The organism is Pseudomonas sp. GM24, from assembly GCF_000282235.1.
In the GTDB taxonomy this organism is placed as follows: domain Bacteria; phylum Pseudomonadota; class Gammaproteobacteria; order Pseudomonadales; family Pseudomonadaceae; genus Aquipseudomonas.
The window spans coordinates 1-13,999 of sequence record NZ_AKJR01000043.1 but is presented as its reverse complement, the minus strand read 5'-3'; the positions used below and the strand labels follow the sequence as shown (position 1 = coordinate 13,999).

Annotated in this window: 11 protein-coding genes; 3 read left to right on the top strand and 8 right to left on the bottom strand. The window is 60.5% G+C overall.

Annotated elements, in window-relative coordinates; genetic code table 11:
* Nucleotides 1–2: 2 nt before the first annotated feature.
* The 5 genes from PMI23_RS07005 to speB form a co-directional block, all read right to left on the bottom strand.
* Nucleotides 3–728 (bottom strand): MBL fold metallo-hydrolase, encoded by a 726-nt coding sequence (locus PMI23_RS07005; protein WP_007914496.1) that lies wholly within the window; start codon nt 726–728, stop codon nt 3–5.
* 85 nt (nt 729–813) lie between these two features.
* The gene (locus PMI23_RS07000; protein WP_007914497.1) at nt 814–2,193 is read right to left on the bottom strand and encodes a sodium:solute symporter; all 1,380 of its coding nucleotides are present in this window, start codon (nt 2,191–2,193) and stop codon (nt 814–816) included.
* Nucleotides 2,194–2,416: 223 nt separating this feature from the next.
* Nucleotides 2,417–3,919 (bottom strand): purine-cytosine permease family protein, encoded by a 1,503-nt coding sequence (locus PMI23_RS06995; protein ID WP_007914499.1) that lies wholly within the window; start codon nt 3,917–3,919, stop codon nt 2,417–2,419.
* A gap of 55 nt (nt 3,920–3,974) precedes the next feature.
* A complete protein-coding gene (locus tag PMI23_RS06990; protein ID WP_007914501.1) occupies nt 3,975–4,397 on the bottom strand; it encodes a YybH family protein in 423 nt (140 codons plus the stop codon).
* 10 nt (nt 4,398–4,407) lie between these two features.
* A complete protein-coding gene (gene speB, locus PMI23_RS06985) occupies nt 4,408–5,358 on the bottom strand; it encodes an agmatinase (RefSeq protein ID WP_007949721.1) in 951 nt (316 codons plus the stop codon).
* Nucleotides 5,359–5,753: 395 nt separating this feature from the next.
* Between speB and PMI23_RS06980 the strand changes: the two genes are divergently transcribed.
* Complete coding sequence (locus PMI23_RS06980) at nt 5,754–6,647, top strand: LysR family transcriptional regulator (protein ID WP_007914510.1); 894 nt, start codon at nt 5,754–5,756, stop codon at nt 6,645–6,647.
* A gap of 5 nt (nt 6,648–6,652) precedes the next feature.
* Nucleotides 6,653–7,249, top strand: a complete 597-nt coding sequence (locus PMI23_RS06975; RefSeq protein ID WP_007914512.1) for a tRNA-uridine aminocarboxypropyltransferase — start codon at nt 6,653–6,655, stop codon at nt 7,247–7,249.
* Nucleotides 7,250–7,393: 144 nt separating this feature from the next.
* Here the strand turns inward: PMI23_RS06975 and PMI23_RS06970 are convergent, their stop codons facing one another.
* From PMI23_RS06970 to PMI23_RS06960, 3 genes are read right to left on the bottom strand one after another with little or no spacing between them, the layout of a single operon-like run.
* Nucleotides 7,394–8,755, bottom strand: coding sequence for an HlyD family type I secretion periplasmic adaptor subunit (locus PMI23_RS06970; RefSeq protein WP_007914514.1), 1,362 nt, complete (start codon nt 8,753–8,755; stop codon nt 7,394–7,396).
* 10 nt (nt 8,756–8,765) lie between these two features.
* The gene (locus tag PMI23_RS06965) at nt 8,766–10,925 is read right to left on the bottom strand and encodes a type I secretion system permease/ATPase (RefSeq protein ID WP_007914521.1); all 2,160 of its coding nucleotides are present in this window, start codon (nt 10,923–10,925) and stop codon (nt 8,766–8,768) included.
* 36 nt (nt 10,926–10,961) lie between these two features.
* Nucleotides 10,962–12,320, bottom strand: coding sequence for a TolC family outer membrane protein (locus PMI23_RS06960; RefSeq protein ID WP_007914523.1), 1,359 nt, complete (start codon nt 12,318–12,320; stop codon nt 10,962–10,964).
* A 532-nt stretch (nt 12,321–12,852) separates the two neighbouring features.
* Between PMI23_RS06960 and PMI23_RS06955 the strand changes: the two genes are divergently transcribed.
* Nucleotides 12,853–13,999: retention module-containing protein (locus PMI23_RS06955; RefSeq protein ID WP_007949717.1), on the top strand; the 1,147-nt coding region annotated here is incomplete at its 3' end.

Here is a 13,999-nt window from a genome sequence, read left to right as displayed (position 1 = left end):
CCTCAGGCGTGGCCGCGTAACCACTCGTCAATCATCGAGCGCAAATGCTCCCCGGAAAAGCTGTCGAAGTGCCCGCCATGCACCGTGCGGATCGGCAACGCCCGCAAACGTCGCAGACTGGCGGCGTAATTCTCAAGATTGGAGTGGTAGGCGTCTTCGATCAGCGGCCCGTCGTAAATGATGTCGCCGCTGAACAGGGTTTGCGTCGCCGCCTCATACAGGCTGATGCCGCCCGGCGAATGCCCCGGCGTGTGCAGCACTTGCAGTGTGCGATTGCCCAGATCGAGCACATCGCCGTCCTCGACAAACCCGGTGGCCGGCGCGGCTTTGACCCGGTATTCGGCGTAGCACAACGGGCAGTCCGGATGCGCTTCAAACATGTCGTCGCCGACGAAGGCGCGGCTCAAATCGTTTTCGCCATCCGGCGCCGCCAGAATGTCTGCCTCGGCGGGATGTACCAGTCGTTCGGCAAATTCATGGTGGCCGGCGATATGGTCGAAGTGGCAATGACTGGCCACTGCCATTAACGGGCGTTCAGTCAGCCACGGCAACTGCTCACGAAGGCTGACCAGCCCTGAACCGCTATCCAGCAACAAGTCTTTGTCACGGCCCTGAACGTGCCAGAGGTTGCATCGGTAAAACGGCCGAATATACGGCTCGTGAATCAGCCGAATGCCGTCACTCAGGTGTTGTACTTCGAACCATTTATCGCGAGAAACAATCTTCATCAGCACTTTCCTTCAGACGAAAAAAACGGGTGTGGCAACCGACGCCACACCCGTCGAAGAAAGCATCAAGTCGTTACATCAGAGCTTAGATCGCACTCGCCACCGTCGCCGGGCGAGGAGAGACCAGGCTCACCACCACAAAGCTCACCAGACCCACAGCCAGGCTGTAGTAGATCGGCGTGTTCGCATCCAGACCGTCCTTGAACATGAACAGCAGCGCGGTGGCAAAACCCAGCCCCATGCTGGCGATGGCGCCGGCGGTGGTCGCACGTTTCCAGAAAATCGCACCGATCAGCGGGACCAGCATGCCGCCCACCAACAGGTTGTACGCCAGCGTCAGGGCGCTGATCACGTCATTCACCACCAGCGCGATACCCAGCACGACCACACCGGTCAGCAGGGTGAACAGGCGGTTGATGCCCAGGCTCGACGGTTTACCGCCACGCAGTTTCGGCAGCAGGTCTTCCGTCAGCGTGGTGGCCGCGGCGAGCAGGCCGGCGCTGGCGGTGGACATCATTGCAGCGAGTGCCGCAGCGATCACCAGACCACGGATGCCGTCCGGCAGCGACAGTTTGACGATGGCGGCGAAAGCGTTGTTGACGTTGTCCAGATCCGGGATCAGCACGTGTGCAGCCATGCCGATCAGCGCGCAAGCCAGGCCGTAGAGGATGCAGTAGATACCCGCGATGCTGCCGGCGTATTGCGCGACTTTGGCGGTCTTGACGGTGAACACCCGTTGCCAGATGTCCTGACCGATCAGGATGCCGAAGAAGTAGATCATGAAGTAGGTGATGATCGTGTCCCAGCCGATGGTGGTGAAGCTGAAGGCAGTCGCCGGCAGTTTCAGCACCAGTTCGTCCCAACCGCCGACGCGGTACAGGCAGATCGGCAACAGGATGAACATCAGGCCCACGGTCTTGATGATGAACTGGACGATGTCGGTCAGGGTCAGCGACCACATGCCGCCGATCGCCGAGTAGATCACCACGACGCCACCACCGACGAGTACCGAAACCCAGAATGGCAGGTCAAACAGCACTTGCAGGACGGTGCCGATCGCCAGGATCGAGGTCACGCCGATCATCAGCGCGTAAGCCAGCATGATTGCCGCGCTCGCCGAGCGGGCCATCGGGTTGTAGCGTTTTTCCAGAACCTGGGTGACGGTGTAGATCTTCAGTTTCAGCAGCGGTTTGGCGAGGAACAGGTTCAGCGCAACGATGCCGCAACCCAGTGCCGCGCACAGCCAGAAACCAGAAATGCCATGCACGTAACCCAGACGTACAGTGCCGACGGTGGACGCGCCACCGAGAACGGTCGCGGCCATGGTGCCCATGTACAGGCTCGGGCCGAGGTTACGACCGGCAACGAGAAAATCCTCGTTGGTCTTGGCCTTGCGCATGCCGAAGTAGCCGAGCAAGAGCATGCCGGCGGCGTAGATGAGGACGACGAATAAATCCAAAGCCATGATGGCGTGTCTCCGATTGTCTTTTTTATGTTGAGGCCAAAATCATTTCCCTTGTAGGCCTTCGCCTGCTCGCGATAGCGGTCTGTCAGTCACATCTNNTAGCGGTCTGTCAGTCACATCTTTATTNNTCTGTCAGTCACATCTTTATTGNNGTCTGTCAGTCACATCTTTATTGGATGTGCTGAAGTCATCGCGAGCAGGCGAAGGCCTACAGGGATCTGCGTCAGGCGGCCTGACGCAGTTGAGGTTTTACTGCGGCTTCACGCCGGGCATCCTTTGGGCCGAACACTTCGCGCGGTTCCGGGAACAGGCTCAGCAACGTCAGGTACACCACCGAGGCCAGGCCCAGGGTCACCGGCAAACTGATGTCGATGCCGCCGGCCATTTCACCCAGCGGGCCAACGAACTGCCCCGGCAAATTCACGAAGCACAGGCCAACCGCCGCGCTCGGGATCCATGCACCCAGACCGCGCCAGTTCCAACCGTGGCTGAACCAGTAGCGTCCGCCCTGTTCGCCGCGAGTGAACACTTGCAGGTCATCCGGGCAGTAGAAGCCGCGACGCACCAACAGGCCGATGATCATGATCACCATCCATGGCGTGGTGCAGGTGATGATCAGCACGGCGAAGGTCGACACGCTCTGCACCAGGTTCGCCGCAAAACGGCCGATGAAGATGAAGGCAATCGACAGCACGCCGATCAGCAGCGTCGCCTTAACCCGTGACAGCACCCGTGGGAACACGCTGGACATGTCCAGCCCGGTGCCATACAGCGAGGTGGTGCCGGTGGACATGCCGCCGATCACCGCAATCAGGCACACCGGCAGGAAGAACCAGCCCGGCGACACCGCCAGCAAACCGCCGACATAGTTGTTCGCCGCGATGTAGTCCGGCGCCTTGATCGCGACGATGGTCGCGGTGGTCAGGCCGAACAGGAACGGGATGAACGTGGCGATCTGCGACAGCACCACCGCCGCCATGATGCGTTGCTTGGAAGTTTCACGCGGGATGTAGCGCGACCAGTCGCCGAGAAACGCACCGAAGGAAATCGGGTTGCTCATCGCCACCAGCGCAGCACCGATGAACGCGGCCCAGAAGCCCGGCTGACCGAGGCTGACGGTGCCAGCGTAATGCGCGTCGAAAGGACCGGCGAAGGCGAAGATGCCCAGCAGGAATAGCAGGCTGGCGCTCCACACCGCGATCTTGTTCACCCACAGCAAAAAGCGGAAGCCGTAGATGCACACGGTCAGCACCAGAATCGCGAACAGACCGTAGGCCAGGCCCAGAGTCAGGTCGGTTTCCGGCAGACCGATCAGGCGTTTTGCGCCGCCGATCAGCGCATCGCCCGAACTCCACACCGAGAGCGAGAAAAACGCGATAGCGGTCAACAGCGACAGGAACGAACCGACGATCCGCCCGTGCACGCCGAAGTGTGCGCCGGACGACACGGCATTGTTGGTGCCGTTGAGCGGGCCGAACAGGCCCATCGGTGCGAGGATCAGTGAGCCGAGCAGCACGCCCAGCACAATCGCCCAGACGCCGGCCTGAAAAGACAGACCGAACAGCACCGGGAAACTGCCGAGCACGGCGGTGGCAAAGGTATTCGAACCACCGAAGATCATCCGGAACAAGTCCGTCGGACCTGCGCTGCGTTCGTGGTCCGGGATCTGTTCGACCCCGTGGGTTTCAATCTGCGTAAGGCTTTGGTCGTTGTTGTTGTTATTCATGATCTGCTCCGATCATAAAGGCGCGCTCATCGTGCGTGAGCGTCACCTGTCTTGGCTAAGGGGATGGCAGCCCTTCCGGCATTGCGGACAAATGTTCGTGGCAGGCCAGCCAATGGCCTTGTTGTTCTAGGCTCGACGCGTGTTTCTTGAACACAATCGTCTCGCGCTCCTGGCTGAAGTGTTGCTCCCCTTGCATGCGCAGCTCGGTGGCCACGTCATGGATGAAAATCGCCACGTCACCCTGCAGGCTGACGAAGGCGTTGCTCGACGTGCACGCAAGCACCTCGAAGCCATCCTCGGCGCGCCAGCTGTCCCACAAGGCCTGATAGGCATCGCGCGACAGCAGCGGCTGTTCGAGGGTGTAGAAGACGAAACTCGCATCGACGCTGAACGCGCCGAAGTAAGCTTCGCGATCGTTACGGGCGAAGGCGGCCACCAGCTCGGCGGCCGCTCGCAAAACCTGATCACGTTCGTTCATGACCCGACCCTCAGCGATGGACCACGCCAGGCAGTACGCAGAGCATTTCGTACAGCAGGTTGGCGGCCAGCAGCGAGGTGTTGCCGGTGGTGTCATAAGCGGGCGAGACTTCTACCAGATCGCAACCGATCAGGTCGAGGCCTTGGCAGCCACGGACGATTTCAATCGCCTGAATGGTCGTCAGACCACCGATTTCCGGGGTGCCGGTGCCAGGCGCCCAGGCCGGATCGATGCCGTCGATGTCGAAGCTCAGATACACCGGACCACCGCCGACTTTCTCGCGTACTTCAGCCATCAGCGGCGCCAGCGACTTGTGCCAGCACTCTTCGGCCTGAACCACTCGGAAGCCCTTATCGCGGCTCCAGTTGAAGTCGTCAGCGGTGTAACCCTGCGCGCGCAGACCAATTTGCACCACGCGGTCGCAGTCCAGCAGACCTTCTTCGACGGCGCGACGGAAGGTCGTGCCGTGAGCAATCTTCTCGCCAAACATGTGATCGTTGACGTCAGCGTGGGCATCGATGTGCACCAGACCGACCTTGCCGTGCTTTTTATGAATCGCGCGCAGGATCGGCAGGGTGATGGTGTGGTCGCCACCCAGGGTCATCGGGATCACGTTGTGCTCGAGGATGTTGTCGTAGGCTTCTTCGATGATGCGCACGGCGTCGAGCAGGTTGAAGGTGTTGATTGCCACGTCACCGATGTCGGCGACCGACAGCGAGTCGAATGGCGCCGCGCCGGTGGCCATGTTGTACGGGCGGATCATCACCGATTCGGTGCGGATGTCGCGAGGCCCGAAGCGGGTGCCGGGGCGCAGCGAAGTACCGATGTCCAGGGGCACGCCAACAAAGGCAGCGTCCAGGCCGGCAGCGGTCGGTACATGGGGGAGTCGGAGCATGGTGGCGATGCCGCCGAAGCGCGGCATTTCGTTGCCGCCCAGTGGTTGGTGAAGAATCTTGTCCACGGGTAGGGCCTCATCGTCTTTGTTTTATTTATGTCGGCGCGCCGTTGAGCACAGGTTCGGACGCCGCTGTGGGGCCGATGATGCGAAATGTAGTGCGGCGGAAGAATCGCTACGGGCAAAAACTTAGTTCAGATTTTTCTAAACTAATGGCGAGGCTGGGATTAGACTTTGGCGGGTTCAAGATTGTGATCGGCCGGGGATTGCTGCCCTCACCCCAGCCCTCTCCCAGAGGGAGAGGGAGCTGATCTCGATGGCTTTCGAATCCTGAGTTCGACTCGATATCGCAGGTCGGTGTAAATCCTCATAACAGCTCGGTAGGCTCCCTCTCCCTCGGGGAGAGGGCTGGGTTGAGGGGCTTTTCCCACAGACACACAGTTGCAAAGCCCGGAGCAGACATGGCCAACGCTTTACCCGACCTGAAACTATTGCGCATTTTCGTCAGCGTCGTCCGTCATCAGGGTTTCGCCAACGCGCAGCAGGAACTCAACCTGTCGACCTCGGCCATCAGCACTTACATGAGCCAGCTCGAAGCCGCGCTCGGCCTGGTGCTGTGTCATCGCGGGCGCGGCGGGTTCAGCCTGACCAGCAAAGGTGAGCTGTTCCATCAGGAAACCTTACGCCTGCTCGCCGAACTCGAAGGTTTCGAGCAATACGCCGCCGCGCTCAAGGGCGAACTGCGCGGCACGCTCAACCTCGGCGTGATCGACTCCACCGTCAGCGACAAGGCCTTGCCGTTCGCCGAAGCCATCGGCGCCTACAGCCAGGAACACCCGGCGGTGCATTTGCACCTGTCGGTGATGAGCCCCTACGAGTTGCAACTCGGCGTGCAGGACAACCGTCTCGATCTGGCCATCGGTGCGTTTTCCACGCGCATGAGCGGTCTGATCTACATGCCGCTGTACCGCGAACAACATTGGTTGTATTGCAGTAGCCGCCATCCGTTGTTCAACGAGCGGCGGATTCCCGAGCAAGTCATTACCCAGCAGCGCATGGTTGGGCGTGGGTACTGGAGTCAGGCCGAATTGGCCCGCCACGGCTTCAAACACAGCGCCGCCACCGTGGAAAGTATGGAAGCGCAACTGATTCTGGTGCTGTCCGGCGCCTACATCGGTTACTTGCCAGAACACTACGCTCAGGCGTGGGCCGACAAGGGCGATTTGCGCGTGCTGCTACCGGCGACGTTTGGTTATCAGGCACCGTTTTCGATGATCATGCGCCGCGGCCGTAGCCGCGAACCGCTGATCCAGACCTTCCGTGATTTGCTCAAAGCACAGCTCAATCAGGCTTAAGACCGATGTCCAGAATTCAATGCCCGCGCTGCCTGCGCCCACAAACCCATTGCCTGTGCCCGTTGATCCCGAGCCTCGACAGCCGCACGCGGGTGTTGCTGTTGCAGCATCCAAGTGAAGTTAATCATGCGTTGAATACCGCGCGGTTGGCGGCACTCGGGTTGAGCAATGCCGAGATGATTGTTGGTGAGGTGTTCGAGGATTTGCCGGCGCTGTTGAACCGTCCGGGCTATCGGGCGCGGTTGTTGTTTCCCGCTGATGATGCGCAGCCGATGCAGGCTTACGGCGAGTCCGATGAACCCCTGTTGCTGGTCGTTCCGGATGGCACCTGGCGCAAGGCGCGCAAGATGCTGCACCTCAATCCGCTGCTGGCGGCGTTGCCACGGGTGACGCTGGCCGAGGGTGGCGTGTCGCGCTATCGCTTGCGCAAGGCACCGGGGCCGGGGGCGTTGTCGACCATTGAGGCGATTGTGCAGGCGTTGCAGACGCTGGAAGCACCGACGTCATTCGAGCCGTTGCTAAAGCCGTTCGAGGCGTTGATCGAGGGGCAGATTGCGGCGATGGGGGAGGAGACTTTCCAGCGTAATCATGCTGAAAAATAGTCGGTATTCTTGCTGGCCTCATCGCTGGCAAGCCAGCTCCCACAGGTTCTGAGGTGTTCACAGGTTTTGTGGCCGACACGGACACTGTGGGAGCTGGCTTGCCAGCAATGGGGCCAGTCAATTCACCACAAAATCCGGATATCTCTAGCGTTCACGCATCGCCTCGGTCCGCGCTTTCAGCACCGGTTTCAGCAGGTAATCGAGGACGCTTTTCTCCCCGGTAATAATGTCCACCGTCGCCACCATCCCCGGAATGATCAGCAGCGGTTTCACATCCCCGCCCAAATGGTTTTTATCGGTGCGCACCTGAATCAGATAGAAGCTGTTGCCCTTGTCATCGGTGATCGTGTCAGCACCGATCAGCTCAAGCTTGGCGCTCAGCCCGCCGTAAATCGTGTAGTCGTAAGCGCTGAACTTGACCATGGCTTTCTGGCCCGGATGCAGGAACGCGACATCCTGCGGACGCACCTTGGCTTCGATCAGCAGGTTGTCTTCCAGCGGTACGATTTCGACCATGTCACTGCCCGGCTGGACCACGCCGCCGATGGTGTTGACCTTCATTTGCTTGATCACACCGCGCACCGGTGAAGTGACCGTGGTGCGGGTCACACGGTCATCGATGGCGATGCTGGTGGCGGTGATTTTCGACAGGTCGGTGCGTTTCTCATTCAGCTCTTTCGCCGCCTCGGAACGGAAGGTCTGTTCCGACTCGTCGATCTTGCTGCGGATCTCGGCAATCGCTGATTCGGCGCGGGGAATCGCCAGGGTCGTGGCGTTCAACGAGCCTCGGATTTCTACCGCGCTGCGCTTGAGCCGGAGAATTTCCACCGGTGACACCGCGCCGGTTTTTACCAGCGGTTCGGACATGTTCATCTCTTGTTGCAGCAACGCCAGGCTGGAACTGAACTGGCCCTGCTTGGAGCGAAACTCCGCCAGCTCTTGAGTCTTCTGTCGCAGTTGCTCGCTCAGCGTACGCTGCTCGCTGGCCAACCGACGCTGGCGCTGTTCGTACAGCGAACGTTCGTCTTCGGCGACTTGCGGCGCCTTGGCAATCACTTCATCAGAGAGCTTGAACGGCCGACCTTCGGCCTCTGCCGACAGCCGCTCGACCTGCGCCGTCAGCGCATAACGATCAGCCTCGCTCTCACCCTTGTTCGAGCGAAAGCGTGTGTCATCCAGGCGCAGCAAGGTATCGCCCTTGTTCACCATTTGCCCTTCGCGCACAAAGATCTCGGTGACGATCCCGCCTTCAAGGTTCTGGATCACCTGAACCTTGCTCGACGGAATCGCCTTGCCTTCACCCATGGTCACTTCTTCGAGCACGGCGAATTTGGCCCAGACCACCGCGCTGATCAGCAACGCTGCGGCCAGCCACACGGTGATCCGCGACCAGCGCGGCGAATCCTGCAAGGACGCGCCGGCGGTTTCCGGCATGAATTCGGCTTCGGCGCTTTTGCCGAAACTGTCGAAGTAGCCACGATCTTTGCTATCGGAGGAAGCAGACATGGGGCAACTCCTAGACCGCCGCCGAGCCGACACGGCCCTTGCGCAGTGCATCGATGACCGCTTCTTTCGGGCCGTCAGCGACGACCCGGCCGTTGTCCAGCACCAGCAAGCGGTCCACCAGGCTCAGCATCGAGGTGCGGTGGGTGACCAGCAGCAGCGTCTTGCCTTGCACCCAGCCGTGCAGCTTCTGCCGCAGCAAGTCTTCACTGCTGTTGTCCATGGCACTGGTCGGTTCGTCGAGCAGCATGATCGGCGGATCAAGCAACAAGGATCGCGCGAGCAACACCGCCTGACGCTGGCCGCCGGAGAGCAATTGCCCGCGTTCGCCTACCGGCCGGTCGAAACCTTGCGGATGCTGACGAGCGAGTTCGGTAACGCCGGTCAGTTCGGCCACTTCGAGCATGCGTGAATCGCTGATGTAACGTGCGCCGAGCGTGAGGTTGTCACGCAGACTGCCGGCCAGCAGCGGCAGGTCGTGGGCGACGTAACCGATCTGCTGGCGCAGGTCAGCGACATCGAGTTGGCGCAGGTCGAGGCCGTCGAGCAGGAGCTGACCTTCCTCAGGTTCGTAAAAGCCCATGAGCAATCGCGCCAGGGTGCTTTTGCCCGAACCGCTGCGGCCGATGATGCCGACCCGCTCGCCGGCTTTCAGGCTGAAGCTGACATTGCTCAGCGCCGGCGCGTTCTGGCCGTTGTAGTGAAAGGTCACGCCGCTGACGTCCAGCGCGCCTTGCAGTTGCGTGCGTTCCAGCGGCCGCTGTTTGCCGTCGCGTTCCTGCGGCAGGGCCATCAATGCGTCGGTGCTTTTCATGGTCAGTTGCGCTTGCTGATAACGGGTGATCAGCCCGGCAATCTGCCCCAGCGGCGCGAGCACGCGGCTGCCGAGCATGTAACTGGCGACCAGCGCACCGACGCTGAGATTACCGGCGATGATGCTGTAGACCCCGGCGACAATGGTCGCCATCCCCGAAAACTGTTGAATGAACAGCGTGCCGTTGGTGGCCAGCGCCGACAGATTGCGCGCGTGGCTGTCGAGGCGGGTGAGGGCGCCGTGGGTGCTTTCCCATTTGTGCTGGCGCTCGCTTTCGGCGCTGCAGGCTTTGAGGGTCTCCAGGCCACCGAGGGTTTCGATCAGCACCGCTTGGCGTTCAGCGCCGAGGCTCAGGCTCTTCTGCACGGTGTCACGCAGACGTACCTGAATGATCATCGCGAAGACGATGGTGATCGGAAACGCCAGCAGCGGAATCACCACCAGCCAGCCGCCGAGCAGACCGATCACCACCAGCATCAGCACCACGAACGGCAGGTCGATCAGGCTGGTCAGGGTCACCGCCGTGAGGAATTCACGCAGGCCCTGGAAGTCATGAATGCTCTGGGCAAAACCGCCGATGGTTGCCGGCCGCGCTTTCATCGACATGCCGGTAATGCGCTCGAATAAAGTCGCGGAAAGGATCACATCGGTTTTCTTGCCGGCAGTGTCGAGCAGGTGCGCACGCACCACCCGCAACACCAGTTCGAAACCGGTGCCGATCAGCAGTCCGATCGACAGCACCCATAAAGTCGAGGTGGCCTGATTGGGCACCACGCGGTCGTAGGTCTGCATGACGAACAGCGGCACCATCAGGCCCAAAAGATTGATCAGGAAACTGGCGAGGATCGCATCGCTGTAGAGCCATTTCGACAGCTTCAAGGTGTCGCGAAACCACGCATGTACCCGTGGCACCAGCGGCGAGCGCAGGTCTTCGAGTTCGTGGCGCGGACGGGCGAACAAGGCTTGGCCGCTGTAGTGCTCGGCGAGTTCTTCACGGTTGATCCATTGTTCGCCGCCATCGGCTTCGCTGGGCAGAATCAGCGCTTTGCCGTCGTCGCCGAAACGCCGCAGAACAGCGGTGCGGCCGTCGTTGAGCAGCAGCAGAATCGGTAGATTGAGCGGCGAGATGTCTTTCAGATCGCGCCGCAGAATCCGCGCCTGCAACCCGGCCCGGGCGGCGGCGCGGGGCAGCAGATCGAGGCTCAGGCGTTGTTTGTTGAGGGGCAGCCCGGCACTCAGGCTGGCCCGGCTGACCGTCGCGCCATGCAGTTTGCAGAGGATCAACAGACCGTCGAGCAACGGGTCATCGAAGCTCAGCCGCGGATCGACCCCGGAATGGCCGGGTTCCATGCTGGTCATATTGATCGCCTCTGTTGAACGGACTCAGGTTGATCGCTACTTCAGTTCCGGCAGGCGCGCTTCGTTTTTCACTTCGGTCGCGGCGATCGCATCGGCCGGCAGCACCACCCGTTGCTTGCTCAGCAACTGGCCCATGTTCGCCAGCACGCGATACATCGAATATTCCTCGGTGTAGCGGATTTCGGTGTAACGACGGTTGGCGTTGTAGAGCTCGTTTTCACTGTCGAGCAGGTCGAGCAGGGTGCGTTGGCCGAGGCCGAACTGATCCTGATAGGCGGCGCGCACACGCTTGGTGGTCTCGGCGTATTCGCGGGCGGTCGGAGTCTGCTTCTTGGCGTTTTCCATGGCGTTCCAGGCCAGGCGAATGTTTTCGTTGAGCTGGCGCAGGGCGTTGTTGCGGATGTCCATCGCCTGATTGATATCGTGCGCGTTCGCCGCCAGACGCGCCTTGTCGCTGCCGCCACGGAACAGGTTGTAGTTCATCACCACACCCACACGCCATTCGTTGTCGTGGCCTTCATCGCCTTGCACGTTGTTGTTCGCGCCGACGGCGGCTTCGGCATCGAAGCGCGGGTAGAAGGGTGATTTGGCGACTTCATACTGGCTCTCGGCCGACTGCACGTCAGCCTGGGCGGATTTCAGATACGGGTTGTTGTCGACCATGCTCTGCTGGGCTTCACGCAATTCGGTCGGCAGTTCGCCACGGGTCGAGGCCGGCGTTTCCAGCTCATCGGGCATGCGCCCGACCACGCTGTAGAAATTGGCTTCGGCGTCAGACAGATCGACCTCGGCGGTATCGAGGTTGTTTTGTGCCAGCGCCTTACGCGCGACCGATTGATCCGAGTCGGCGGTGCTGCCGACGCCACGCTCGGTGCGCAGGCCGATCTGATCGTTGACCCGCAAGTGCGCTTGCAAGTTGTTGCGGGCCAGGGTCACCAGTTCGCGGCGCTTGAGCACTTCGAGGTAAACCTCGATGGTGCGCAGGGCCAGATCCTGAGCGGTACCTTGCGCGTAGTAAGCGCGCGAATTGGACACGCCTTTGGTGCGCTCGACCTCGTTGGCAGTGTTGAAACCGTCGAACAGCATTTGCCGCAGGCGCAGCTCGGACTGGGTGTAATTGAGGATTTCGGTGTGGTGATTACCGAAGGCCCGGGTGTTGGTGTTGTCGCTGTAGCCACGGCCATACGCAGCGTTCAAATCGACGGACGGATAGAAGCCGCCCTTGGCCACTTTGACCTGTTCATCAGCCGACAGGCGGGCGTCCACGCGCGAGGCCAGTTCCGGGTGAGTGGCGATGGTGCTTTGAATCGCCTCGGTGAGGTTCATGGCCTGGGCTTGTGAAGTGCAAGCCATGGCCAGCAAAACCGCGCTGCAGAGGGGGGTTAGAACGCGCATGGGTGCATCTCCCTGAGTCCTGATGGTGTGTTACTGTCGCCAAATATTTGACGATATTTTTAGGTGTAGGCGTTTCACTCTTGTAACAACAGAGCTAAGAACATCCTGAAGCGTAGCTAAGAAAAAATTTTCATAAGGCTTATGCCGAAAAAAACTTATGCGCTTCGTAAAAACCAGCACATTGTTCAGCATGAAAGCCTTTGTTTTATGCGCTTTAGGGAGCGCAAAAAGGCTTGAGGAAAGTTCCATTCACTTTGCGACATACGGCGAAGTACTGCTGAAGGGGAGGGACGCGTAACCGCTGATGAGCGACAGATTTTTGTCACTCGAGTGATTCACCAGCGTTACGTAGCGTTAGCGGGCGTAGTGCTTTGATCAGGATGCGGAAGTGCTTGATAGCACTGATGTTTCCAGAAGAAGCCACCTGCGAAACGAACTGTTGAAGGTGCGAGCGTCACCTGCAACAACCCGATTGAGCCATGGGCTGCTTCGCTTACCAGTGCCGACGGTGGTCGGCAGCGGAGGATTTCACATGGCAACGCTCATCGGCACAGTCACTAAAGTCATTGGCCAGGTTTTCGCCCAGTCAGCCGACGGTACTAAGCGCGCACTGGTTGAAGGGGATCGCCTGTTTGCCGGCGATCAACTGATCACCGGCGCAGAAGGCGCCGTCGCCGTTCATCTGCAAAACGGCCAGGAACTGACTCTCGGACGCGGCAGCAGCATGACCATGACCGGTGAACTGCTGGCGGGTCAGGCGGCGCATGTCAATGCCGCGGAGGCCGTGACCCCGAGCGACGCGCAACTGACCGACGTCGAGCAGATCCAGAAAGCCATCGCCGCCGGTGATGACCCGACTAAAAGCGCCGAAGCCACCGCCGCCGGTCCGAATGCACCGGGTGGTACACCGGGTGAACTGGGCGGTGGTCACAGTTTTGTCTTGCTGACGGAAGTTGGCGGTCGGGTCGACCCGATCATCGGTTTCCCGACTGCCGGGTTTGGCGGTATTCCTGAATTCCCCGAAGAACGCCATAACGCGGTCATCGACAACGGTGACGACACCCCGCCAGTCGTGGTGCCGCCACCGGTCAACAATCCTGTAACCCTCACTGGCCTGAACGTGGCGGGCGGCGAACTCAGTCTCAATGAAGCCAATCTGCCTGCCGGCTCGGCGGCCAACCCTGGCGCACTCACGCAAAGCGGCAGCTTTACCGTGTCGGCGCCGGACGGTCTGACCAGCCTGAGCATTGGTGGCATCAACGTTATCGTTGGCGGTGTGGCGATCGGCTTTCCGCAATCGATCACCTCGCAACTGGGCAACACCCTGACCATCACCGGGTACAACCCGGCGACTGGCGTTGTCAGCTACAGCTACACCCTCAACGGCAACGAAAACCACGCGGCCGGCGACGGCGCGAACAATCTCAGCGAACAGTTCACAGTGATTGCCGGCGACAGCAATGGTGATACCGCGACCGGCACGCTCGACGTCAACATTACCGACGACGTGCCGAAAGCGTTCGATGACAGCAATGGCACGGCGTCAGAGACTCAGCTGACCCTGACTGGCAACGTTCTGACCAACGATGTGCAAGGTGCGGATCGCGTACCGACTGGGCCGGTAACCCCTGGCACGTTCACCGGCACTTACGGCACCTTGGTGCTCAATGCCAACGGCA